Annotated in this window: 22 protein-coding genes and 1 other annotated feature; of the genes, 17 read left to right on the top strand and 5 right to left on the bottom strand. The window is 48.5% G+C overall.

Annotated features, from left to right (window positions below):
* The first annotated feature begins 15 nt into the window (after positions 1-15).
* Positions 16-1596, top strand: a complete 1581-nt coding sequence (locus PMI05_RS01080; protein WP_007716165.1) for an ABC transporter substrate-binding protein — start codon at positions 16-18, stop codon at positions 1594-1596.
* A gap of 15 nt (positions 1597-1611) precedes the next feature.
* Entirely contained in the window at positions 1612-3207 is a 1596-nt protein-coding gene (locus PMI05_RS01075; RefSeq protein WP_007716164.1) for an amidohydrolase family protein, read from the top strand.
* 49 nt (positions 3208-3256) lie between these two features.
* Here PMI05_RS01075 and PMI05_RS01070 read toward each other — a convergent pair whose 3' ends face one another.
* Complete coding sequence (locus tag PMI05_RS01070; protein WP_007716163.1) at positions 3257-4483, bottom strand: alanine--glyoxylate aminotransferase family protein; 1227 nt, start codon at positions 4481-4483, stop codon at positions 3257-3259.
* A gap of 93 nt (positions 4484-4576) precedes the next feature.
* Positions 4577-5608 carry a sporulation integral membrane protein YtvI gene (gene ytvI / locus PMI05_RS01065; RefSeq protein WP_007716162.1) on the bottom strand — a complete coding sequence of 344 codons (1032 nt, stop codon included), beginning with the start codon at positions 5606-5608 and terminating at the stop codon, positions 4577-4579.
* 263 nt (positions 5609-5871) lie between these two features.
* Here ytvI and PMI05_RS01060 point away from each other — a divergent pair, with 263 nt between their 5' ends.
* From PMI05_RS01060 to PMI05_RS00995, 14 genes are all read left to right on the top strand, one after another.
* Entirely contained in the window at positions 5872-7146 is a 1275-nt protein-coding gene (locus PMI05_RS01060) for a cation:dicarboxylate symporter family transporter (protein ID WP_007716158.1), read from the top strand.
* Positions 7147-7599: 453 nt separating this feature from the next.
* Complete coding sequence (locus PMI05_RS01055) at positions 7600-8508, top strand: NUDIX domain-containing protein (protein ID WP_007716157.1); 909 nt, start codon at positions 7600-7602, stop codon at positions 8506-8508.
* Positions 8509-8532: 24 nt separating this feature from the next.
* Positions 8533-9393: a TIGR02452 family protein gene (locus PMI05_RS01050; protein ID WP_007716156.1), complete on the top strand. Its 861-nt coding sequence runs from the start codon at positions 8533-8535 to the stop codon at positions 9391-9393.
* On the top strand, positions 9390-10103 hold the full coding sequence (pnuC, locus tag PMI05_RS01045) for a nicotinamide riboside transporter PnuC (protein ID WP_007716154.1): 714 nt from the start codon (positions 9390-9392) through the stop codon (positions 10101-10103). Before PMI05_RS01050 ends, pnuC begins: the two co-directional genes overlap by 4 nt.
* Entirely contained in the window at positions 10091-11128 is a 1038-nt protein-coding gene (gene nadR / locus PMI05_RS01040; protein WP_007716149.1) for a multifunctional transcriptional regulator/nicotinamide-nucleotide adenylyltransferase/ribosylnicotinamide kinase NadR, read from the top strand. The genes pnuC and nadR overlap by 13 nt, the downstream gene beginning before the upstream one ends.
* A gap of 62 nt (positions 11129-11190) precedes the next feature.
* On the top strand, positions 11191-11778 hold the full coding sequence (locus PMI05_RS01035) for a DUF1802 family protein (protein ID WP_007716148.1): 588 nt from the start codon (positions 11191-11193) through the stop codon (positions 11776-11778).
* A 32-nt stretch (positions 11779-11810) separates the two neighbouring features.
* Positions 11811-12791 carry an NADPH:quinone oxidoreductase family protein gene (locus PMI05_RS01030; protein WP_007716147.1) on the top strand — a complete coding sequence of 327 codons (981 nt, stop codon included), beginning with the start codon at positions 11811-11813 and terminating at the stop codon, positions 12789-12791.
* A gap of 58 nt (positions 12792-12849) precedes the next feature.
* Positions 12850-13113: a GNAT family N-acetyltransferase gene (locus PMI05_RS01025; protein WP_369751178.1), complete on the top strand. Its 264-nt coding sequence runs from the start codon at positions 12850-12852 to the stop codon at positions 13111-13113.
* 232 nt (positions 13114-13345) lie between these two features.
* A complete protein-coding gene (locus PMI05_RS01020) occupies positions 13346-13783 on the top strand; it encodes an Rrf2 family transcriptional regulator (RefSeq protein WP_007716142.1) in 438 nt (145 codons plus the stop codon).
* Between the two features lie 62 nt (positions 13784-13845).
* Entirely contained in the window at positions 13846-14235 is a 390-nt protein-coding gene (locus PMI05_RS01015; protein ID WP_007716141.1) for an IDEAL domain-containing protein, read from the top strand.
* Between the two features lie 29 nt (positions 14236-14264).
* Positions 14265-14828: a thioredoxin family protein gene (locus tag PMI05_RS01010; protein ID WP_007716140.1), complete on the top strand. Its 564-nt coding sequence runs from the start codon at positions 14265-14267 to the stop codon at positions 14826-14828.
* Between the two features lie 32 nt (positions 14829-14860).
* Positions 14861-16066 carry an MFS transporter gene (locus PMI05_RS01005; protein WP_007716137.1) on the top strand — a complete coding sequence of 402 codons (1206 nt, stop codon included), beginning with the start codon at positions 14861-14863 and terminating at the stop codon, positions 16064-16066.
* A gap of 55 nt (positions 16067-16121) precedes the next feature.
* Positions 16122-16380, top strand: a binding site (T-box leader).
* Positions 16381-16449: 69 nt separating this feature from the next.
* The gene (gene ileS, locus PMI05_RS01000; protein WP_039959937.1) at positions 16450-19530 is read left to right on the top strand and encodes an isoleucine--tRNA ligase; all 3081 of its coding nucleotides are present in this window, start codon (positions 16450-16452) and stop codon (positions 19528-19530) included.
* 215 nt (positions 19531-19745) lie between these two features.
* Positions 19746-20720 carry a Gfo/Idh/MocA family protein gene (locus PMI05_RS00995; protein WP_007716131.1) on the top strand — a complete coding sequence of 325 codons (975 nt, stop codon included), beginning with the start codon at positions 19746-19748 and terminating at the stop codon, positions 20718-20720.
* 79 nt (positions 20721-20799) lie between these two features.
* On the opposite strand, the gene PMI05_RS00990 is transcribed toward PMI05_RS00995, so the two are convergent.
* Positions 20800-21390: a TetR/AcrR family transcriptional regulator gene (locus tag PMI05_RS00990; RefSeq protein WP_007716128.1), complete on the bottom strand. Its 591-nt coding sequence runs from the start codon at positions 21388-21390 to the stop codon at positions 20800-20802.
* A 149-nt stretch (positions 21391-21539) separates the two neighbouring features.
* On the opposite strand from PMI05_RS00990, the gene PMI05_RS00985 reads away from it, so the two are divergent.
* Entirely contained in the window at positions 21540-22178 is a 639-nt protein-coding gene (locus PMI05_RS00985) for a DUF2306 domain-containing protein (protein WP_007716127.1), read from the top strand.
* A gap of 23 nt (positions 22179-22201) precedes the next feature.
* Here the strand turns inward: PMI05_RS00985 and PMI05_RS00980 are convergent, their stop codons facing one another.
* A complete protein-coding gene (locus tag PMI05_RS00980; protein WP_007716125.1) occupies positions 22202-23767 on the bottom strand; it encodes a hypothetical protein in 1566 nt (521 codons plus the stop codon).
* 48 nt (positions 23768-23815) lie between these two features.
* Complete coding sequence (locus PMI05_RS00975; RefSeq protein WP_007716122.1) at positions 23816-24709, bottom strand: LysR family transcriptional regulator; 894 nt, start codon at positions 24707-24709, stop codon at positions 23816-23818.
* Between the last annotated feature and the right edge of the window lie 39 nt (positions 24710-24748).

The raw sequence follows: 24748 nt of genomic DNA, 5'->3' as shown, positions 1-24748 counted from the left end.
TGAAGGAGGGGTTCCATGATCAAGAAGCCGATTGGTTACATGTTGACACTTCTATTAATCGTGACACTTTCATTGCTGGGGTGCACGTCGGCTCCGTCTTCAAGCGATCCTGCTACCAGCGGTGATCAGAAAAAAGAGACGAACGAACTGCGCGTTGCGTTGTCGGTTTCACCGCCTTCACTTGATCTGGTGAAAACGTCCACGACAGTGGCTCTCCAAGTCGGTTGGCATATTTTCGAGCCGCTCGTCACGCTGGATAAAGACTACAAGCCTATTCCGATGCTGGCGAAAGCTTTTGAAGTGAGCAAAGACGGGAAAGAGATCACCTTCACACTCAGGGTAGGAATCACTTTTCATAATGGGAAAGCTCTGGGTGTTGAGGATGTGATTGCTTCGCTCAATCGCTGGAAGGAGCTGTCCCCGAATGGAAAAACAGCACTCGCGAATGCCACGATTTCGTCCAAGGACAATGACAAAATTATGATTACTTTGGAAAAGCCATCCGGCACCTTGCTAACCTCTCTCGCATTTCCTCAACAGGGCGCAATGATCATGCCGAAGGAAGTCATTGAAGCGGCTACGGAAGAAGGAATAAAAGAATACATTGGGACAGGGCCGTTCAAATTTGTGGAGTGGAAGCAAGATCAATACATTCATCTCGAAAAATATGCCAACTATCAAGCGTTATCCGATCCAGCAAGCGGATTGGGCGGGAAAAAGGAAGCCATGGTAGACCGCATTTACTTCCACACCGTTCCGGATGCAGCTACACGTGTGGCAGGTCTTCAATCGGGGGAGTACGATTTTGCTGATGAGCTTCCCTTTGACAACTACGAACAGTTAAAAGGTGACCCTAATCTGGTGACGGTCGTGTCGAAGCCACAAAAATACGTCGGCATGATTTTTAACAAGAAAAAAGGTTTGTTTGCGAATGTAACGGCACGCCAAGCAGTGAATGCTGCACTTGACCATGAAATGATCATGATGGGGATAAGCGGGAACCCGGATTTTTTTCGACTGGATCACAGCCTGATGTTTGTAGAGCAGCCATGGCATTCAGAAGCAGGTAAAGAAAAATACAATCAGAAGAATCCAGAATTGGCGAAAAAGCTGTTGGCTGAAGCGGGCTACAACGGCGAGCCCGTGACCATCATCACCACAAAGGATTACGAATACATTTACAAAAGCTCCATCATGGTCAAAGACCAGTTGGAAAAAATCGGGGTCAAAGTAAACTTCGAGATTTACGACTGGCCTACGATGGTCAGCAAACGTTCAGATGAAACGAAGTGGAACATCTTTTTCACTGGCTTTCCAACCTACACAAACCCGGTTCAAACACTGTATCTAGACTCTCGAAACAAGTGGCCAGGCTGGTACGATAACCCTGAGATGGATGCATTGCTGGACGAACTTCGCCATACGGTTACCTTTGATGAGCAGAAGGTCGTATTTGAGAAAATCCAAGCCTTGTTCTGGGAGGATCTCCCGATTGTAAAAATAGGGGACTTGCACGGATTGGCGGCTCATCGTAACTACGTGAAGGGCTATCAGTACTTCATGGATGCGCCATTCTGGAATGTTTCTGTCCAATAGCGAGGAGACGTGTAAATGGTACAGAAAACGTTTGATATCGTCATACGCAATGGGATGGTTTGTGATGGTACAGGAAATCCGTGGACGAGGCTGGATATTGGGATCGAAAACGGGCGAATTGCCCATATGGCGAGATTCATTCCTTCTGGAGGAATCACGGAAATAGATGCGACTGGAATGGTGGTCGCTCCTGGTTTCATTGAAGTACATGTTCACTCAGATTTGTGGTGTACACAACCTGATATTCACCAGATCCGGGTGTTGCAGGGAATCACGACAGAACTTGTCGGGCAGGATGGGGTTTCTGTTGCTCCCGTGACGAGTGAGACGAAACCACTCTGGATGAAGCAATTGAAAAGGATCAACGGTGACATCGGAGATTGGCCATGGCACAGCATTGATGAATACCTGGCATTTCTTGAACAGGCGAAGCTGACTGGCCATATAGCGTATTTGGTACCGCATGGAAATATCCGATCCATGGTGATGGGTTTTGCCGGTAGAGAGGCTACGCAAAAAGAAATCGCAGCGATGCAGGAACTGATAGAACTAGGCATGCAGCAGGGCGCTTTTGGCGTGTCGTCCGGTATCCAATACCCGCCTTGCGTCTATGCGAACAAAGAAGAATTGGTTGGAATCTGCAAGGGTGCCGCTAAATACGATGGCTGCTTTGTTGTTCACATCCGCAACGAGAGCAATTACTCGTTGGAGGCATTAGACGAAGTGATCGATGCAGCACGCAGATCGGGAGTTCGTCTGCACGTCTCTCATTTTAAAATTTGTGGCGGCAGAAATCGGGATAAGCTGGACATTGCCTTGGAAAAGTTGGAGCAGGGACGTGCTGACGGTATCGAGATTACGTTTGATCAATATCCGTATGCAGCAGCATCCACTTTTCTCCATGCCATTCTTCCCCCATGGATGCATGATGGTGGTATCGCAAAAATGTTGGAGCGGCTACATGACCTCAAAATTCGCGAGCGAGCAAAAGAAGAAATGGAGCAAAACGGGGAATACGACAATCCCGTCAGAAACAACGGCTGGGACAATCTTGTCATCGCATCTGTAGCCTCTGCGAACAATCGGAAGCTGGAAGGAATGAATTTGCAGGAAATTGCCCAGCAACAAGGGCTGGATCCGGCAGATGCCGCATTTAATCTTTTGGTGGAAGAAGAAGGCGAGGTAACCATCATTATCCACTGGGGGGACGAAGATGATGTCGAGAGAGTGATGAAGCATTCGCTACAAATGGTGGGTTCAGATGGTGTGTTCGGCGGAAAGCCCCATCCCAGGCTCTACGGTTCATTTGCTCGTGTGTTAGGTCATTACGCAAGAGAGAAACAATCGTTTCCACTTTGGGAAGCCCTGCGAAAAATGACAGGCGCCCCAGCTCAATTGCTGCGGTTGCAGGATCGAGGATTTTTGCGAGAAGGATACTGGGCAGATCTCGTCGTATTTGACCCGAACAAGATCGTAGACCGGGCAACATATGAGGCACCGATGCAGCAGTCATTGGGTATTCGCCATGTGCTGGTCAATGGGAAGATCACCGTGTCAGATGGGCATCTTACAAATGTGACTAGTGGCACGGTAATTCGCAATCAGTTGTGAACATAATAAAAGCCGCTCGGGTATTATATTGCCCCAGCGGCCTTTGTTTTTAGCTATGATAAATATCTAAAGCAGCTTGTACAGCCCGCCCTGCGTGTACACGGGCTCCATGCCGGATGAGAACCGCTTCCAACGCCCCTAGCACATGCAAAATATTTTTCTTCCGGCAGCTGTAGCCCATTGTGCCAATCCGCCAGATTGTCCCTTTTAGTGGCCCGAAGGAACTGGCAATTTCAATATGAAAATCTTCGAGCAGCATGGCGCGGACTGACTCTCCGTCCAGTCCCTCAGGAATTTTAATGCAGGTCACGACGGGAAGCTTGCAAGCCGGATCGCCGTAGAGCTGCAATCCCATCGCCAATACACCTGCGACCAAGGCTTGTTCATGCAAGCGATGTCTGGCGAATCTCGCCTCCAGACCTTCCGTGAGGGCAATGCGCACTCCCTCGCGCAAGGCGTACAGCATCGTTGTCGCCTCCGTATGGTGGTTCAGCCGTGCGGGTCCCCAGTAATCCATGAGCTGGCTCAAGTCAAAATAGTTGCTGCGGATCGTTCTGGTTTGAATAGATTTCGGAGCAGAGGGATCAGCGAGTCCACGCTCAATTTTTTTCCGTTGGAGCAAGAGTGCTTCTACACGAGAATTAAACGTGATAGGAGCCATCCCAGAGGGGACAGACAAGCATTTTTGTGTGCCGCCAATACATGCGTCGATATACCAATCGTCTACCATAACTTCAGTCCCGCCGATCGAAGCGACAGCATCGACGACAAACAGGACATCCATCTGGCGGCAAGCTTCTCCGATTTCTTTCAAAGGCTGAACACATCCGGTGGATGTTTCGCCATGAACCATTGCAACGATTTTGGGCTGAACTCGCTCGATTTCGGCAATGACGTCCTGCGGTTCAAAGACACTTCCCCAGCGCGTTTCCATCGTAATTACATCTGCGCCGTACCTTTCCGCAATCTCCGTGAGCAGGTGCCCGAATCGTCCATAAATGGGTACAAGCACCCGATCTCCTGGTTCGATTATGCTACACAAAACGGCTTCAATGCCCGCCCGGGAAGTTCCGTCAATAGGGAATGCCCAATGATTGGATGTCTGAAACAATTTCCGAAGCATTTCCATTGTTTCGTTCATGATGTTCGTGAATTCTGGATCGAATTGCCCCAAAATGGGTGAACCCATCACGCGAAGAACACTAGGCTCGGCCTCGACGGGCCCTGGCGTCATGATTGTCCGTTGTGAGGTGGTCAGTTCTTTGTATGCACACATAAGCTCTCCCCCAGATCTTTCTATATCAACGGCCGCTTTTCCGATTCCATCACCGGAAAAAACGGCCGTAGCACTACCAATCTTTTGTGCCCATCAAAAATCTATTTTGAAATTCAAGAAACCAGCTTTCCGCAGCGCCTCGTAAATGATGACGAGCGCTGGACCGAGTATGAGCCCGAAAAATCCCATTACCTGAAATCCGAGGAACAAGCTGACAAGAGCAGCTAGGGCGCTAATTCCCAGATTAGATGCGAGTACCTTGGGCTCAATAATGCGGCGGACGACCGTAATCACGAGGAAAATGACGATCAGGCCGATTGCCAAATAAGAGTTGCCCATCAAGAAGTTGTAAATAGCCCATGGGACGAGGAACGAGCCTGCGCCCAAGATGGGGAGAATATCGACGAAAACGATCATGAGCGAAATGACGGCTGCATACTTCACCTGCAAAATGAGCAATCCCAAAAAGGATAGTGTGAACGTCATCAGGCTCAAGATGATTTGCGCACGTAAAAAACCAAGGGTGGCACGGTTCAATTGAGAGATAACCACCTCGACCTTTTCACGAGCAGATACCGTGAACATTCTCATGAAGCCAGCACGCAATTTCGGCAAATCTAGACTGATCAAAAACAAGGCAACCAAGTAAATAATTGTCGAGATCAAAAAGCCCGGAACGATGGCTGCTACACCGAGAATGCCTTTGGCAACCGTGGAAGCTGAAGTAAGCGCCCAGCTTTTAAGCCCAGCGAAGACACTCTGGATTTCCGAGACGGTTTCGGCAGGTAACGATTCATAGTAAGTTTCCCAGCTCATTAAATAGGACTCGACCAACTCAAAAATATGCTGCGAAAAAGCGGGTAAACGCTGAGCCAAATCAATCCCCTGAATCACGATCTGCGTACCGATCCAGTACAGTACGATCCCAAAAGAGATGAGGAAAAGAAAAAAGGATGCGATTACCGCACTCATCCGATTCATTCGTAGCCTTTTGATAAGAAACAGGACGAGCGGCTCAACCAGAATTGCTGTTAACAGTGCTAGCAAAAAGGGGACGGAGTAAGGTAAAAGAAACAACCCGACTGCCAGAACTAGTAGCAGGATGATCATTTTCCGAATCGTCATGACTGCGCTCCATTCTGAATGAAAAATCGCTGAAAACTGATTCCCTTATTTTATCATTTTTCCAGAAACGAATACAACGAGCCCAATCATATCGCGAATTTGACAGAGATTATCAGAAAAAATAAAGAAATGAAAAGAATACAAAAAAGGGGAAAACACAAAAAGTCATGATATGATGCTCACCTATATACCACTTAAGCTTGATGCGTATAAGCATATCGGCTTGAGAGTCACATCTTAATCTTTCATAGCGAGGTGTCAGAATGAAGCGGTTTGGATTAGCGATGCAGATTGTCGTCGGTCTCATTCTGGGTATCCTGGTGGGTGCTATTTTTTACGGCAACCCGGCAGTGGCGACCTATTTACAGCCTATCGGTGATATTTTTCTCCGATTGATTAAAATGATTGTCGTTCCGATCGTTGTTGCCACGCTTATTGTGGGCGTAGCAGGCGTAGGTGACATGAAGAAGTTGGGCAAAATCGGTGGTAAGACAATTCTGTATTTTGAAATCGTTACCACGATTGCCATTATCGTCGGTCTTTTGGCGGCGAACATCTTTCAACCGGGTCTCGGTGTGGATCGAACAGTTCTTACCAAGACCGATATCCACAAGTATGTAGACACGGCAGAAACGACACAAAGCCACGGCATGGTGGAAACATTCGTCAATATTGTGCCAACCAATGTGTTTGATGCACTCGCTCGTGGCGACATGTTAGCCATTATTTTCTTCTCCGTTCTGTTTGGACTTGGTGTAGCAGCGGCAGGGGAAAAAGGAAGGCCTGTTCTCAACTTCTTCAATGGAGTTGCGGACGCGATGTTCTGGGTTGTAAACACAATCATGCGTTTTGCTCCGTTTGGTGTTTTCGCACTGATTGGTGTTACCGTTTCCAAGTTTGGTTTGTCATCGCTCATTCCATTAGGCAAACTGGTTATTCTGGTTCACGTTGCCATGTTGTTCTTCATTTTGGTGGTAATGGGCATCATCGCACGTATCAGCGGAGTCAAAATCACTTCCATTCTGCGTGTACTGAAGGACGAGCTGTTGTTGGCTTACTCCACTTCCAGCTCCGAGACTGTACTACCTAAAATTATGGAAAAAATGGAGAAGATGGGCTGTCCGAAGGCGATCACGTCCTTTGTTATTCCGACAGGCTACTCCTTCAACCTGGATGGTTCCACGCTGTACCAGGCACTGGCTGCTCTGTTCATTGCGCAAATGTATGGTATTCACATGCCAATCAGCACACAGATCACGCTGATGCTTGTACTGATGGTTACGTCCAAAGGGATCGCTGGTGTACCGGGAGTATCGTTCGTAGTATTGTTGGCTACGCTCGGCTCTGTAGGTCTCCCAGTAGAAGGTCTTGCTTTCATCGCCGGTGTAGACCGTTTGATGGACATGGCTCGTACAGTTGTTAACGTAGTAGGTAATGCGTTGGCAGCAATCGTGATCTCTCGTTGGGAAGGTCAGTTCGACAAAAAGAAAGCAGACGATTATGTTCAGGCAGTAAAAGCCGATCCAAGTGCTGCTTAATCTAAGCTATTAATAATTTTAAGAAGCCTCCTGTCAGTGAATTTAGCTGGCAGGGGGCTTTTTGTTTTGTTTTAAAAAGTGGCTAGGGTGGTGGGAAGAAGCGCATTTCCAGTCTACGCTTCGGCCTCCGCCCTACAAGGGGTGAAGACTGTCCGCTTCGTAATAAATGGCGGGAGCGCTTCAAACCAGAAAAGGCTAGAGCGTTTTTGTATGTGATAAAAGCTGAAAACCCCCGCCATTTATTACTACGCTAGGGCGGGCTCCAGAGGCGCTTGGACTGGAAATGCGCTTTTTCTACGCGGCTTTTTAAGACAATAAAAACTCTCGCTTGAAGTGGGTAATTTTTATTGACACCAAAAACAGGAAAGAGTAATATGATACCAACAACTTGATAATAACATTTTGTTAATAACAAAAAACAACAACAATTCAGTAGCTAAAAGAGGCGATTGGATGAAAGAAAAATCACATGTAAATAAACAAGGTCAAACTGAGAAGGAGTACTTGGAGGCTTATGATGTCAGCCAATTCGAGCGGCCGTCTGTGACAGTCGATATGCTGGTATTCACCGTGATGGATGAGCTGGAGGAGAATTATCGCAAGCTCTCTCCCAAGTCGTTGAAAATATTGCTCGTGAAGCGTGGTGAGCATCCGTATATTGGCCAATGGGCGTTGCCAGGCGGGTTTGTTACACCTGAGGAGAGTCTCGAGGAGGCAGCCAGACGCGAGCTGCGTACGGAAACAAACGTAGACGACATTTATTTGGAGCAGCTCTATACCTGGGGCGATGCGGGCAGAGATCCGCGGACATGGGTCATCAGCACGTCGTACATGGCCTTGGTAGACAGCTCGTCTTTACAGCTGCAGGCAGGGGATGATGCAGATGAAGCCGAGTGGTACCGCATCGAGGACAAATGGCTGAAAGAAACAAAGACGGCGACTATTGACGGCTCCATAACTGAAAAGTGGCTGGAGCTGCGACTTGTGCATGAGAGCGAAGAGCTATCTGCCACCATTAAGATCACGAAAACAGTAACAGGTCGCACTATACGCGAGACCCGCGAAATTGTAGAGACGAACAATATCGCATTTGATCACGCCAAAATCATTCAATACGCACTGGAGCGATTGCGTAACAAGATTGAATACACAGACATCGCTTTTGCTTTAATGCCGGAGCTGTTCACATTAAGCGATCTGCAACAGGTGTACGAAGTGATTTTGGGACGTGAACTGTTGGCTGCGGCATTTCGTAGGAAGGTAGCCGACAAAGTGTTGGAAACGAATCAATATCGAAAACATGCCGGGCACCGACCATCCAAGTATTTCCGCTTTAACCCGGAATGGATGGATCAGACGTAGCCCCGTACCAGGGAGGAAATCACAATGAATCAGGGACACAATCGAAGCGTTCGCGTACGAATTGCGCAGGAGACGCTGCAAATCATAGAGCAGGGCTACTATGTGAACAAAGCGGGAGAAAAGAAGAGCATTACGGAGGATCTAGCTGCTGCCATCAGCCAATCCGTTCTGTATCGTCCACATGATTTGGCAGCAGACACAGTGCAACTGCCACCGCATCAAACAACGGCTGCACAGCTGCGTGCCAAGGTCGAGGTTACCTCCGAATCCAGCCTGGATGCTGCCAAGCGCCTCGTCGTTCACAAGAAGCGAGCTGATGCCGTATGCTTGAATTTTGCTTCCGCCAAAAATCCGGGCGGAGGCTTCCTCGGGGGAAGCCAGGCGCAGGAAGAGAGCTTGGCGCGTTCCTCTGGGCTGTATCCTTGCATCGTGCAAATGCAGGAAATGTACACCTATCATCGCCAGTTAAAAACCTGCTTTTATTCTGACTACATGATTTATTCACCGCGGGTCCCTGTGCTCCGCGATCAAAGCGATCAGCTTTTGTATGATCCGTACCTCTTGTCTTTTATTACGGCGCCTGCCGTGAATGCTGGGGTTGTTCGTGAGCGAGAGCCTGAAAATATCGCGAAGATTGGTCCTGTCATGAAGGAGCGCATCCGGAAAATTTTACGGGCAGCAGCCATTCATAACCACCGGACGATCATTTTGGGAGCGTACGGCTGCGGAGTATTTCGCAACAAAGCGGAGGACGTAGCAGATTACTTTGCTACTGTTTTGATCGACGAACAGTATGCACAGCTTTTTGACCACATTGTTTTTGCCGTCTACGACAATTCTGCGCGCCAGGAAAACCTGCGAGCGTTCAAGGAGAGATTCGCATGAATGCGAAAAGCACCGGCTTTTTAGCAGACTGGAATTGGTTTGAAAAAATTTGGCTCATCTCGTTTACACTCGTTACCCTTTACTTGTATTTCGCACTGGATGATACATTAATCGGCTTGATCGCCTCCTTAACAGGGATGCTGAGTGTCGTGCTCGTCGCCAAAGGAAAGACGTGGAGTTACTACCCGGGTATCATCAATGTGGTTTTGTACGCGTTCGTCGCCTATGGGCAAAAGTACTATGGCGAAGTAATGCTGAATCTTCTCTATTTTTTGCCGATGCAATTCATTGGACTCTACCTGTGGCGTAAAAACCGCGTGTCCGAAGTCAAGCAAAATGACGTTAAGATTACCATTTTGTCCAGCCGAGCACGCATTTGGTGGACGATCTTGAGTATCATCGCAACGATTGCCTACGGGTTTGTATTGAAGCAAATGGGCGGGGCCTTGCCTTTTGTCGATTCCTTGACGGCTGTTCTTTCCGTCATCGCCATGCTCTTCATGGTGAAGCGTTTGGTCGAGCAGTGGGTGGTCTGGATCATCATTGATTTGTTCACGATCTACATGTGGCTGGTAGCGTTTTTGAAGGACGGAAGCGATATCTCGATGCTGGTCATGTGGTCCGCTTATTTGGTGAATGCCATCTACGGATTGATGAACTGGGTTCGGCAGTACCGCAAGCAAAGGGAGGAGCAGACATGGGGGGCGTAGGCTTCATTGGCGGCAAATTTTTGCCACTACATCAAGGACATGTATACGCGATTACACAGGCGGCCTGCCGCTGCGACGAGCTGTATGTCGTTCTCTCGCACAGCCCTACTCGCGACCAAAAGCTGTGTGAGGAGGCAGGAATCAAGCCAATTCCCTATGAAGTGCGATTGAGATGGTTGTCCACGCTCGTCAAGGACATGGAAAATGTCCGAGTACTTGCAGTCGAGGATCGTGCGGATAGTGACGAGAGCTACGATTGGGAGGCGGGAGCAGCGGACATCAAGCGCAAGATTGGGAAAAAAATTGATCTAGTTTTCAGCTCCGAGCCCTCCTACGATCCGATTTTTCGCCGTTTATACCCGGAGGCAGCGCACATCATTCTCGATGAATCACGCAGCCAAGTGCCGATTTCCGCTACCAAAATTCGCAACGAAGGGGTCTACGCTCATTGGCAGCACATCCCGTCTGTTGTTCAGCCCTATTTCGTTAAAAAGGTAGTGGTGGTAGGAACAGAGAGCTGCGGGAAATCGACTTTGACCCGTTATCTTGCGAAAATCTACAATACCGTGTTTGTCGAGGAGTATGGACGCACAATCTGCGAAGAGGTCGGGGGCTGCGATACGATTTTGACACCGGAGTATTTCCCTTATATCGCGTATGGTCACAAAATGAAAGAGTACGAAGCGCTCCAGAAAGCCAACAAGCTCTTGTTCATCGATACCGAAGCGATTGTCACCCAGTTTTATTCCGAACTGTACACCGGGCAAACCTTCCCTGTTCTCGATCAGGTTGCTGACGAGCAAGCGTATGATTTGTGGCTGTTCATGGAGCCAGATGTCGCGTGGGTGGATGATGGGCTGCGTGTGCACGGAGAGGAGCAAGTACGCCTGCACAATCATGAAAAGCTGCGCCAGATGTTGGATGAGCGGGGAATTACGTACGTGACACTGCGAGGAAATTATGCCGAGAGACTGCAAGGAGCTATGCAGCATGTCGATCAACTGTTGAAGACGACTTCTCAATGAGCTGGAATTGGGCTAGACTAAAGTCATCAAACGATTCTGACAGTAGAAGGGAGCCGTGCTGCATGCAGTCGATCGTACAGCCGCTATCCCCCCTTAGCTTGAAGGAATGGGCAGTCGCCGTCAAAGCACTTGGAGAAGGTGAGCAGATCATCACGATCCGCAAGGGTGGATTATACGAAGAAACACGAGAATTCCGCTTGGAAAACAATCAATTTTATTTGTATCCGACCTATGAGCACCAGAAGCGCGACATGGTAAAGGCAGACTACCAACATCTGCTAGACGCGACCCTTGAAGGCTGGACAATGGACAAGAAGACCGTGACGATCGAATATTTTGCCGAAGTAACCGACGATGTTGAGTTGATGGACGAAGCCAAGCTGCGTGCGCTTTCGCCCTTCCACATCTGGACGGATAATTTCGCAGATGTGCGCTTGCATTGGAAGAAAAAACAGCCGCTGCACATTTTGTTCGTGCGGATGTATCGAATAGAGCAGCCTGTAGAAATCCCGATTGACGCTGCTTATCAAGGCTGCAAATCTTGGCATGATCTATTGGTGGACATTCCGCGAGCTGCGTTTACCCCTGTGCTTTCGGACGAGGAGTTCGCAGCGAAAAAAGCCGCAATCATGACTATTCTGCAAAACTAACATTCCATTTCAATCTTGCCTGGAGGGTTCTCATGAAAGCGATCTTGGTAACGGAATTAGGCGGGCCGGAAACGATGAAATATGCGGAAGTTGAGATGCCGACCATGTCACCTACACAGGTCCTGATCCGCGTCGAGATGACCAGTGTCAATTTTGCCGATATCAAATCCAGATATGGAAAAAAGGGAGCATCCATGCTGCCGTTTATCCCGGGACTCGATGCGACTGGCGTGATTGAACAGGTGGGGGCAGAGGTGCAAAGCCTGAAGGTGGGGCAAAGAGTCATCGCATTTCCGGCCAACGGATCATACGCCGAGTATATCGTGGCGGATGAGAGCTTGACCTTTGCACTGCCAGATCAAATCAGTACGGAAACAGCAGCCGCTTGCCCAGTCGTGTCATTTACTTCGTACCAGCTACTGGCGAAGGTTGCCCGTATTACCAAAGGGGAAACCGTACTGATTCACGCTGCGGCAGGCGGAATCGGAACGACGGCGATTCAATTAGCCAAGCTGCTCGGAGCAGGACGAGTCATCGGTACAGTCGGTAATGAAGCAAAGGCGGAAATTGCCTTGTCAGCCGGTGCCGACCACGTGATTTGCAATGATCGCGAAGACTTTGTGGAAAAGGTACATGCGCTGACGGATGGTGCGGGAGCCGATGTCATTTTGGACTCGATTTCCGGAACGGTGAGCGAGCGTAGTCTCGAGTGCCTCGCTTGGTACGGCCGACTCGTCCATTTCGGCAATGCCAGCGGCGAAATCGGTCAGATCAAGACGATCGATCTGCACGCAAGCTGCCGTTCTGTATTAGGTTTCAGCTTTGGTACGACACGCAAGCTGCGTCCACACTTGCTGCAGGATACAGCCAAGCAAGTGTTGGAGTATTTGGCGAATGGCCAGCTCGACATCAAGATCTGCAAGCATTTTGCATTGGAAGACGCAGCGAGTGCCCATGGGTTGGTCGAGAGCAGGGTGAGTACGGGAAAAGTACTGCTGGATGTGCGTTCGTAATGATATAGAGCCCTTGCTGACTCATAAGCAAGGGCTTTCTCTTTATCATTTTGGAGAGGTGAATGCTAAACACTGGGGAAGTCCGCAAATGGTCATCTCCAGTGGGAATGTGAAAGAAAAAGGCTGCCACCGCATGAAGCTCGTCACCACCAACGATAACCTGCAAGCCATGGGCTTTTACCAAAAAAGAGGCTATCAGCTTCACGAGCTGTACATCAATGCTGTAGACAAGGCCCGCCAAATCAAACCAGAAATCCCCCTTATCGCTGACAACGGCATCCCCATCCGCGATGAAATCCTTTTTATTAAAAACCTCTTTTAAAAAGCCCCGTAGAAGCAATTGCTGTCCGAAAAGCGCAGGTACATGTTTGGAAGGAGACCGCCCGAACGAAGTGAGGAAAAAGGCGACTGGAAAACATGTGCCTGCGCTTCCCACCGCCACCGCAGTATGAAAGCCTCCGGCTTTTTAAAAAGTTTCCCCCCGCACAATTGTTGACATTCGTAACTGTACGAATTATTATTACAGTACTCTTCGCAAGGAGGCCGTCTGTGACGTGAATAGTGAATTTACCATAGCTGTTCACAGCTTGGCTTTGTTGGCTCATATCCCAGAGCATATGGCAAGCAGTGAGCTCATCGCAAAAAATGTATGTACGAATCCTGCCAGAATTCGCAAAATCATGAGCATTCTGCGTAAGAACGGATTTGTGAAGACCAAAGAGGGAATTGGCGGCGGTTATATACTCGCATGTGACCCGAATGAGGTCACCTTGGCCGAGATATATCGTTCGATCTCGAATGGTACACTGAAGCCGCACTGGTGTTCGGGCGATCCGCAAGAAGCATGTCAGGTATCTGCGAATATGCACGGAGTCATGGATCAGATTTTTACCGAAGCAGAGATGTACTTTACGAAGTATTTGGAACAAATCACGATCCAGACCGTACTAGATAAAGTCCGTCAAGGATGTCAGGATAATTCGCAACAGTAACCATACAAATTTTTAACGTGGAAACTGTAATAATTTCCGTTACAATTAGGAGGTGCAAGGGAATGAATCGAGATGAGTTATTGGAAGTCGGAGAATGGGTATTGGGCAAAACCAAATTCGGCGAGTTAGTTCAAGGCTTCGTCGAAACAGATGATTCATTGCGAGGTACCGCGAAGGTTTATGTGGTTCAATGCGACAACGAAGAGACAATCGGCAAGCTGGTGGTGATTCCAAGACAGTGGATGGAACGCATTCCAGTAGGTTCTTTTAATGATGAAGAGCACATGCATGATTTGATCGACCTCGCCCTCGCAACCAAAGATAGAGAGTGGTTTATGGACCTGACTGCCAAGGCAAGCACCATGAAACAGACGTCAGGGAAAGAAGCCCGCAAAACAAGAAGCTCTTCCATTCGCAATCGCTTGGGAACTTCTGCTATTTGGGAGCAATAATTTTTCACTATACAGGAGGAGTACGGAGTATGTCTAACGTGAATCAGAACAGTTGGTTTGAAAAAGGAATGAGCTTTGCGGCGTACAAAGAAAGCATGAACGTCAACAAAGAAGAGCTGTCCCGCGTATACGATCAGCTCACATTTACTGACGAGGATCTAGCTGTTTGGAAGGATCTCTCCCAGCGCAACTGGAAAGGGGTCGTGCTGACAGCAGACTGGTGTGGGGATGCTTCCTTGTGCGTTCCTGTCATTCAGCGAATTGCCGAGGAAAGCAACATCGAATTGCGCTTTCTCATCCGCGACGAAAATCTGGAGCTGATGGATCAATACCTGACCAATGGCACAGCACGTGCGATCCCGATCTTTATTTTCCTCGACCAGGATGGCTATGAGGCAAGAGTTTGGGGACCGCGTTCTCCAGAAGTGCAGGAAATGATTACGACTGCCCGTGCAGGATTGCCGGCTGCAGACGCTCCTGATTTTGAGGAAAAGCAAAAGGAGCTGTACCGCAACTTCAAGCAACAGATTTCAACAGACCCTGCCATTTGGCGCACGGTGATTGAAAGTTTGAAAGCGAAGCTGCAAGGCTAAAGAGAAAAATCTATAAGGATAGGACTGGATAAATGAATATGAATGCACAAGAGAATAGTCAGCGACCGATTCTCTTCCTGATGATCAACATGTTTATCGCCATGCTGGGAATTGGCTTGATTATTCCGATTTTGCCCGAGTTTCTCAAAGAGTTCGGCGCGGGTGGGGAGACGGCTGGATACTTGGTGGCGGCCTTTGGTGTGACCCAATTTCTTTTTTCTCCGATTGCGGGGGAATGGTCGGATAAGTACGGACGAAAAATCATGATTGTAATGGGACTCGTCCTGTTTACGATCTCCAATCTGGTCTTTGCCTTGGCTGAACAGACTTGGGTGCTCTATCTTTCTCGTCTGATCGGCGGGATCGGGGCAGCAGCGATGATTCCGTCCATGCTGGCGTATGTAGCTGACATTACGACAGAGGATAAACGTGGAAAAGGACTGGGGATGCTCGGAGCTGCTATGTCGCTCGGATTTGTTATCGGGCCAGGTATTGGCGGATTTTTGGCAGAGCTTGGCTTGCGTATGCCGTTCTATATTTCCGCGGCAGTTGGTGCAGTAGCCACACTCGGTTCCATCTTCTTCTTGTCTGAATCACTTCCTAAGGAAAAGCAGCTCGCGGCACGAAACGCCAAAGCGAAGCAGGAAAACATCTTCGTACAGCTCGGCAAGTCGTTTCAATCGTCGTACTTCATCATGCTGGTGCTGGTCTTTACGATGACGTTTGGCTTGGCGAACTTCGAAGTTATCTTCCCGCTGTTCGTCGATGCGAAGTTCGCATATACTCCGCGTGATATTTCTATCATTATCACAGTGGGAGCACTTGCCGGTACGATTGTGCAGGCAGCGCTGATCGGCAAGCTCATTACTCGTTTTGGCGAGAAGAAGCTCATTAACGTGACGTTCTTCTTGTCTGCTGTATCGATGGTGATGATGCTATTGTCCGGTAACTTCTGGTATATGCTGATTATGACGGTTATCTTCTTTACCCTGACGTCGATTATGCGTCCAGCGATCAACACGCTGATCTCCAAACGAGCAGGGGATGAACAGGGCTTCGTAGCAGGGATGAACAATGCCTATATGAGTCTGGGGAATATTTTTGGGCCAGCAGTGGCAGGAACGCTGTACGGGGTTCATTTGAACGCACCATATTTGTTCGGCGCGATTATCCTGGTTCTTAGCTTGTTCTTGTCGCAGGTGGAAAGCCGTCGCAGCGTGAAGCGCGTCGTGGCCTAACCCTTGACAGTTTTTTGAAATCAGTGTAAAAAGTAAAGTAACAATAATAACACCAACAAATTCATTGACGAGAAAGAGTAAGCTAATCCCCTTGTTCCCCAGAGAGTTGGCCCTAGTGCTGAAAGCCAACGTTCAAGACTTAGCCGAAAATCCTCTCCGAGAAGGAAAGCTGAAGCATTAGGAGTAAGCTGACCCGGAATCCCACCGTTACCAGGGACGCGTATGATGGTACGTAGTAGAGGTGCCGAAATGACATGCTTGCATGAAGATTTCGGAACAAGGGTGGTATCGCGAGATCAAATCTCGTCCCTTAGGGGGCGGGATTTTTTTGCGTTCTATGAACCTACACTTCTACGCAAACTACAGAAGAAGGAGTGTACATGATGAGGAAAGTAGACGTAAAAGAAAAAGCAAGGACACGAGAGTTACGCATTCTGGATCAGTGGAGGGAAGACGACACATTCCGCAAGTCGATGGACAATCGGTTAGGAAAGCCAAACTTCGTCTTTTATGAAGGTCCACCGACCGCCAACGGACAGCCGCATATCGGCCACGTGCTCGGACGGGTCATCAAGGATTTCATCGGACGTTACAAAACGATGTCCGGCTACCGCGTCGTCCGCAAAGCAGGCTGGGATACGCACGGCCTCCCAGTTGAACTTGGAGTGGAAAAGCGTCTCGGCATTTCCGGCAAGCAGGAGATCGAAAACTACGGAGTGGCCAAGTTCGTCGAGGAGTGCAAAAACAGCGTATTTGAGTACGAAAAGCAATGGCGCGAGCTGACGGAAGGCATCGCTTACTGGACAGATATGGAGCATCCATACGTCACCTTGACCAACGACTACATCGAAAGCGTCTGGCACATCCTTTCTGAAATTCATAAGAAAGAACTACTGTACAAAGGACATCGTGTCAGCCCGTATTGCCCGGATTGCCAGACGACGCTCAGCTCCCATGAAGTGGCGCAAGGCTATGAAGACGTGAAGGACTTGAGTGCGACGGTCAAATTCAAAAGCAAGACAAACGATGACATCTTCCTCGCGTGGACGACGACACCATGGACTCTTCCAGCAAACGTGGCTTTGGTTGTTAACAAAGAGCTCGATTACGTGCGGGTGAAGCACAAGGATGAAGTGTACGTCGTAGCAAAAAATCTCGTGGAGAAAGTGTTCAAGGAAGACTACGAGGTTTTGTCCACGCACAAAGGAGCAGAATTCGTCGGTACTCCGTATGAGCCGCCTTTTGGCTATATCAAGGTAAACCATGGGCATATCGTCGTCGATGCGGACTATGTCAGTGATTCGAGCGGAACTGGTATCGTGCATACTGCGCCAGCGCACGGGGAGGATGACTATCGCACGACCCGTCAGCATGGACTTGATTTCGTGAACGTCGTGAATTTGGCTGGCCGCTATACCGATCAAATTTCAGATTTCGCGGGTCGCTTCGTTAAGGATTGCGACGTCGATATCGTAAAGGATCTGTCTCATCGCGGATTGTTGTTTTCCAAGGAGCGCTACGAGCATAGCTATCCGTTTTGCTGGCGCTGCAAATCGCCGCTGCTCTACTACGCGATGGAGAGCTGGTTCATCAAAACGACAGCGATCAAGGATCAGCTGATCGAAAACAATAGCAAGATCGACTGGTATCCAGGCCATTTGCGCGAAGGGCGCTTCGGGAAATTCCTCGAAGAGCTTGTAGACTGGAATATCAGCCGCAATCGGTATTGGGGGACGCCGCTCAATTTATGGCTTTGTCAGGATTGTGGCTGCGAATATGCGCCAGGCAGTGTAAAAGAGTTGCGTGAGAAGTCTGTGGCGCCACTCGACGAGAATCTGGAGCTGCACAAGCCGTTTGTGGATGAGGTGAAGCTGCGTTGCTCTTGCGGCGGTACGATGGAGCGGACCCCTGAGGTCATTGATGTGTGGTTCGACAGCGGTTCGATGCCGTTTGCTCAGTACCATCATCCATTCGGCGACGAAAAGGTATTCCAGGAGCAGTACCCTGGCGACATCATTTCGGAAGGAATCGATCAGACGCGGGGCTGGTTCTTCAGCTTATTGGCCGTTTCAACTTTGTATAACGGAAAAGCACCTTACAAGGCAGTCATCTCTACCGGTCACGTTTTGGATGAACACGGTCAAAAGATGTCCAAAAGCAAAGGAAACGGGATCGATCCGTGGGAGGTTATCGAGGAATTCGGGGCGGATGCGTTCCGGTGGGCACTCTTGTCTGACAGTGCGCCGTGGAGCAGCAAGCGGTTCTCTAAGCGGATCGTCGCCGAGGCGAAGTACAAAGTGATCGATACGATCCATAACACCCATGCTTTTTATTCGTTATACGCCTTGATCGATGCATTCAAGCCTGAAGACCATCTGCCACAACCACCTGTGAACGAATTGGATCGTTGGATACTATCCCGCTTGAATACCACCTTGCAGCACGTGGAAAAAGGTCTGGAAACCTACGATTTCATGAATCCGGCTGGGCATATCGAAGCGTTCGTCGACGAGCTGAGCAACTGGTACATCCGTCGTTCGCGGGATCGTTTCTGGAGCAGCGGTATGACTCCTGACAAAGTATCTGCTTACCAGACCCTGCGGGAAGTGTTGCTGACGCTGGCGAAGATGATCGCACCATACGCACCGCTGATCGCAGAAGATATGTATGGTAATCTGGGCGGAGAAGGCAGTGTTCATTTGACTAACTATCCGAAGGTGAACAAAGAAGCAATCGACGCAATCCTTGAGCGGGACATGGAAACGGCTCGAAACATCGTGGAGCTGGCGCGAAATGTCCGCAACGAAACTGGACTCAAGACCAGACAGCCTCTGTCCGAGCTGATCGTATCGATGGAGCAGCCATTTAACCTCGAGCAATTTGCTGGCATTATCCAAGACGAGATCAATGTGAAAAACATTCGGGTGGAGCAAAGTGACAGTAGCTTCGTGACGTATCATTTCAAGCTCAACCTGAAGGTAGCTGGGAAAAAATACGGCAAGCTCGTTGGGCCAATCCAAGGGTATTTAAAAGAATTGAACGCAACCGATGCACAGAAAGCGGTGGACAATGGCTACCTGGATGTAGAGGTCGCAGGCGAGAGCGTGCGGCTTACACTAGATGAGTTGCTCGTGGAAAAGCAAGGGAAGCAAGGCTTCGCTTCTGCATCCGGCTATCAGCTCCATGTGGCCTTGAATACGACACTCACAGAAGAGCTTGAGCAAGAAGGCTTGGTTCGTGAAGTCATCCGTGTTATTCAGGATGCACGCAAAAAGCTAGATCTGCCCATCGATAAACGTGTCCAGCTCACAATGGATGTGGACGATGAGCTACGAGCAGCATTGGAGCGTTTTGATCATGTTTTGCGTGAGAGTGTACTTGTTTCGGATGTGTCTTTTGCGAAAAAAGCAGACATGGAGACCGTTTCGTTCGGAGACAAAACATTTGGTTTGCACATCGGGTAACAAAGCGGTTGGATAAACAAACAGCTAGAGAACATGGTTGGTACACCGGTTCCCTAGCTGTTTTCTTCAGTCATGTAACATCTCTGGGTCAAACCAAACGTCTTCATAATCGTCCGCAGCTGACAATCTGAGCTTTTCAGAAGGAATGTTCAGACAAATGGAGAAAGGGGTAGAGGCACGAAGACGAACATTCACCAGGAAGCGAGGAAATGCAGATGGACCAAGTGAAATGGAACGTTGGGGTGATTGGCGCAGGCGTCATGGGCGAACGCATGATGAACGCGATCCGTACCCACGAAAAATTTCGAGTAGCCGCAGTGAGTGATGTATCTGCGGAAAGAGCACAGGAAGCCGCGCAAAAGTCCGGTGGTGTGCCTTGGTACACAGATTATAAGGAATTATTGAAAAAGGTAGAGCTGGACGTCATCTATTTGGCGGTACCTCCCAAATTCCATCACGCGATTGCATTGGATGTACTGGCGCATAAAAAGCATTTGCTCTGCGAAAAGCCGCTGGCTAATTCGTTGACAGAAGCGCAAGAAATGATGGAAGCAGCAAATAACGCAGGGGTTGTCCATGCGATGAACTTCCCACTCTACTATCAAGGTGTTTTTCCTGAGCTCTCCCGCAGACTCGAAGAAATCGGAGATATCCGACGCATCGATATCCTGACGCATTTTCACCAGTGGCCGCGTCCATGGCAGCAAACACCTTGGCTGGCTGGTCGTGAGCAAGGCGGTTTCATCCGTGAAGTGCTCCCTCATTTCACTCACCTGACTTACGCGCTCTTCGGAGACCTGCATGTAGTACGCTCAGAGGTAGATTATCCAGCAGATCCTGCGCTATGCGAGACAGGTGTATCGGCTTTCCTTCGTCTGACAGATGGTACCCCGGTTACGATCAATGGCTTGGCGGGTATTGCGCATCAAGAGCATTTGGATTATCGCGTGTATGGGTCAAAAGGGACGCTGAGTGTCGTGAACTGGAGCAATCTGTTTGTGGGTGGATACGGCGAAGCGCTCGTTCCGGCTGAAATTCCACAGCAAGACCGTCTCTCCCTGTTGTTGGATGAGCTGTCCATTGCCATTAACGGTGGGGACGCTAGACTGGTTACGTTTGAGACAGGCGTAAAAGTACAGCAAGTGCTGGAAGCATTGCTCGGACATGAAAAAGTACACTACATCAAATAGAAATTAGCAGGAAAATTCCACGAAAAAAGAGCAGGTAGGCAGGGGTATTATATCCCACGCGACTGCTCTTTTCTTTTTGCTATGGCTTGTATGTCTGTAAAAGCTGCTCAATATGCTTGATGGCAAAATGAACATGCTTGTTATCGCGGGTGAGTCTGCTTGCCATTATGGCTCCTTCAATGGAAGAGAAGATAACCGAAGCGACTGCTTCTGTGTCTATTTCGGAATGAAATTCTCCCTGGGCGATTCCTTCCTCCAGCAATCCCTGCATAAACGAAATGGTCTCTTGGTAAGCGGCGACGGCATAATCGCGAAGAACAGGGAACGAATGGTCGCTTTCGACGGCTGTGTTGAGAAGCGGGCAGCCGCCTTGGAGCGGGGGATTGTTTACTGCATCAGAATATACCTTTGCCATGGCTACGAGTTTTGCAGTGGCTGTGTCCTGTTTTTCTAGCGCAGCCGCAAAATGTTCATTCAATATTTCACCAGCATATTTGAAGGCCTCGATTGCAATTTCATCTTTACTGGCAAAACCTCTGTAGAGGGCGCCTTTGGTAAGTCCCGTGGCATCCATGATGTCTTGCATGGAGGTTCCTGTATAACCGTTTTGATTAAACAGCTCTGCTGACTTCTGGATAATATGCAGCTTTGTTTTTTCGCCTTTTCGCATTGCGATAGTCCTTTCATTCGGCCAACACGGTCTATATTCGTCCAAGTTATTGTAACATTTCTCTCGTGTACGAAAGAAGGCATTCATGTAAAATCAAAAGAGACCGAACCGTCCGGTATCTAAAATCGAACAAAGGGTTGTGTGACAAGATGAACCGTATCAAACCGTATTCGATTGTCATTTTCGTCGCTTGTATAGCGATCACGTATGCGCTCGTGCAAAACTTTATCATCGATCCAGAAGCGAAAGGCTTTCTCAGTCACAAATCTGATTACAACAAAGAGCGAATGAACACATCGATCTGGCTTACGGTCATGTATGTCCATTTGTTTTTCGCCCTGATTGCCCTGGTTTGTGGGGTGGCTAACTTTTCGGACAAGCTGCTCGCAGAGAACCGCAAGCTACATAAAGTAACAGGCTATGTTTATCTTTTTAGTGTGCTGGTTGTAGTAGTTACATCCGGTTATATGGCCCCTTATGTAACGGGCGGAAAAGTGGCGAGTTGGCCCTTCCATTTATTGAACATCATCTGGCCGGCCATCACTATTACGGCGCTCGTCAAAATTAAAAAGCGCCAAGTCATGAAGCATAAGGAATGGATGGTCCGGAGTTTCGTCTTCTTGTTCACCAACATGCTGATTCATCTCGTGAAGCTGCTCGCAGAGAAGGTAGTAGGATTGCCGTATGAGCTCAGCTACACAATCGGTGTATATGTCGCCCTGATTGGACTTGTCGTGACAGCGGAGATGATCATTCGTACGAAATTGCGCGCACCGAAAAAAGCATGAGAGCGACTCAGCTTTTTCAATTGTTACTTTTCTTCGACGCTCTCGCTTCCTTGTTTCGGGGGAAATAGTCTCTGTAACCCTCGTTTTTGGTAATATTCATTTTGCAGAAGAGTCGGTTCAACTGCGTAGGCTAGCTCGGGGCTTTCCGGTGCAACGGATTCCAATGTGATGCGGATGCTTTTAATGGGGGGCTTGATTACAGTTTTGGTTTTGGGGGATTTTTTTTGATTCCTCATTTTGTTTTTACTTTTGCTTACTGGTTGGGGGTTCTCTACAGGTTCGGCGATGTTTTGTACTTCCTCCACCACTTCCATATTTCCTTGGAAGAACAAATGGTGTGCTGTTTCGTTTATCGCATCTGTATCACCGTCTTGTAAATCTCGTAATGAGAGATTCGATCTTTCAATGAGAAGGTTGATCTCGGGCTCTAGGAGAGCTTGGGTAATTTTTTCATGTGGATTGTCTTTCCAAAATGTATTGATCGCCTGCACATCGCCCGCGAAGTATTCCAGCTTATGCCGAGCGTAAATGTGCTTCCAGCATTTTTCGGAAATGACTACTTTCACTTTGATTTTTTCATCAAATTTGGTGAGCTGGTAATCCCAAGTAAAGGTCGCTTCCTTGAAAGAATCTGGTAGGTCTTGTGCGTCTTGCGAGTTTTGTTTCGCTGTTTTGTCTTTTCCATACCCTAATAAATCCTGCTCTGAGCCCAAATCCTCTAACTTGCTTGCTCCTGTTTTTAGCCATTCTGCAGGGACACGCTTCACATTTTTCGTTTCAGATTTGTACCAGATGGTTTCATCATAGCCTGGTTCTTTCGTAAACTCCTGACGCACTTTCTCCAAGCATGTCTTTATGTCATTCATTGTTTTGGAAAGCTCTTCATCCATCTCTTCGGCCAGATCATTATTTTTCTTTGTGTTTGGAAACAGCGCGGTCAAATGGTAGAGCCTACGTATTAACGAATCGATTTTTCTTAATTGTTCAGAGACTGCCTTTTCTCTGGCGATGATTGTCGACTCCTCAGCCATGCTTACCATCTCAATTTGAGGATCGAATTTTGAACCGGGATTCCCAGTCGTTTCGTTAAATCCAGGCACCAAGTTCTTATAGAAATTTACCAATTGAATCCTCGTGCATTTTTCATCGTTATCGGACACTTCTTTCACTTCGTTTATAAGTTGAGCGTAGGATTGCTTGGCTGCCTTAAATGTTTCATTCGGCAATTGCTGGATATCCGCTAATAACTCGCTCAAGGTGATAAGCGAATGCTGTGAGATGGTATGATCCATTTGCATCTCATCATTTTGAAAAGCTTCGCTTCTAGCCTTTTCTGCGGTTGTTCGACGAGCCTTATTATAGTCATCTTCGTCTTTAAAGCGTTGAATTGGCTGTTTGTTAGGCACGATCCCCTGCCTCTGGGATTTCATTAATTGAATCAGTGCACGATTTCCAATCGACTTCTGCAGCTGGATAAGGTGTGACGGGCTATCTTGCTTGAGGGATGCAGAAGGCGGGGGCATCGTTTTGTAGACGGGCTGCTGCAGATTAGGTGTTTTGGCTACGTGTTCGAATAGATGAGACGACATGGGAAATCACCTCCAGGGGATCTGAATGAATAGAATGTGGTGGCTAACCTACTGCTGTAAGGCTTTGCTCTGCATCAAAAAGTCGATAAACGTACGCATAATCCCGTGAACAGGTGTATCCTTGAGGTATATTAGCTCGAAGTTCCGGTTGATTTGCGGCAGATTCAGGACGTCTACTTCCTGCAGCTCGCCTTCGCTCAAGTCTTTGGAGATGGCAAAGCGAGGCAAAAAGGCGATGCCCAGCCGTTGTTTAACCATCCGCTTCACGACCTCGATGTTGTCAGCCTCCATGACGACATTGTTTTGTAGCTGAAAATGGCTGAACGCATTGTTGATCAGCTTCCAGTCAAGCGAGCCCCGATTGAACAAGATCAGTCGTTCACGTGCGACTTCTTCAATGGAGACCTGATGGCGGAATCCAAACGGATGATCGGGATAAATCGCTAAGACCATGTCATCCGGCATCAGTTGAATCCGGTTAATCTGTGGATGGGTAACGGCACGAGCAATTCCGAATGACACCTCGTGGTTCAGAACCATATCGAGCACCTGATGGGAATGTCCGGTGAGGATCGTCAGCTTGATTTTAGGGTACAGCTGTTGGAATTGCTGGACGAGGTCAGGCAAAATGTAAAAGGCGGAGACAAAAACGGTGGAGATGGTCAATTCTCCCTCTACATCGCCTTGCGATCGCTGAATCGCTTGCTGTCCCTCTTGCAGCATGTGCATGATGTTTTTCGCATAGGGAAGGAACAGATCGCCTTCCTTTGTAAGAGAAATCGTATGACCCGTACGTTGAAAGAGCTTACAGCCCATAGTAGTTTCGAGTGCCTTGATCCGCATGCTGACCGTGGGCTGTGACAGATAGAGCAAATCAGCCGTTTTGCTGAAGCTCCCGGTCAGGGCGACAAAGATGAATGCTTCAATTTGCTCCATATTCATGAGTAGTGGCTCCATTATGTGAATTTTTAAATCGTGTAG

This window comes from Brevibacillus sp. BC25, assembly GCF_000282075.1.
Taxonomy (GTDB): Bacteria; Bacillota; Bacilli; order Brevibacillales; family Brevibacillaceae; genus Brevibacillus.
Note: the sequence above shows the minus strand (reverse complement) of the source record. Positions and strands in the feature narration are given on the sequence as shown.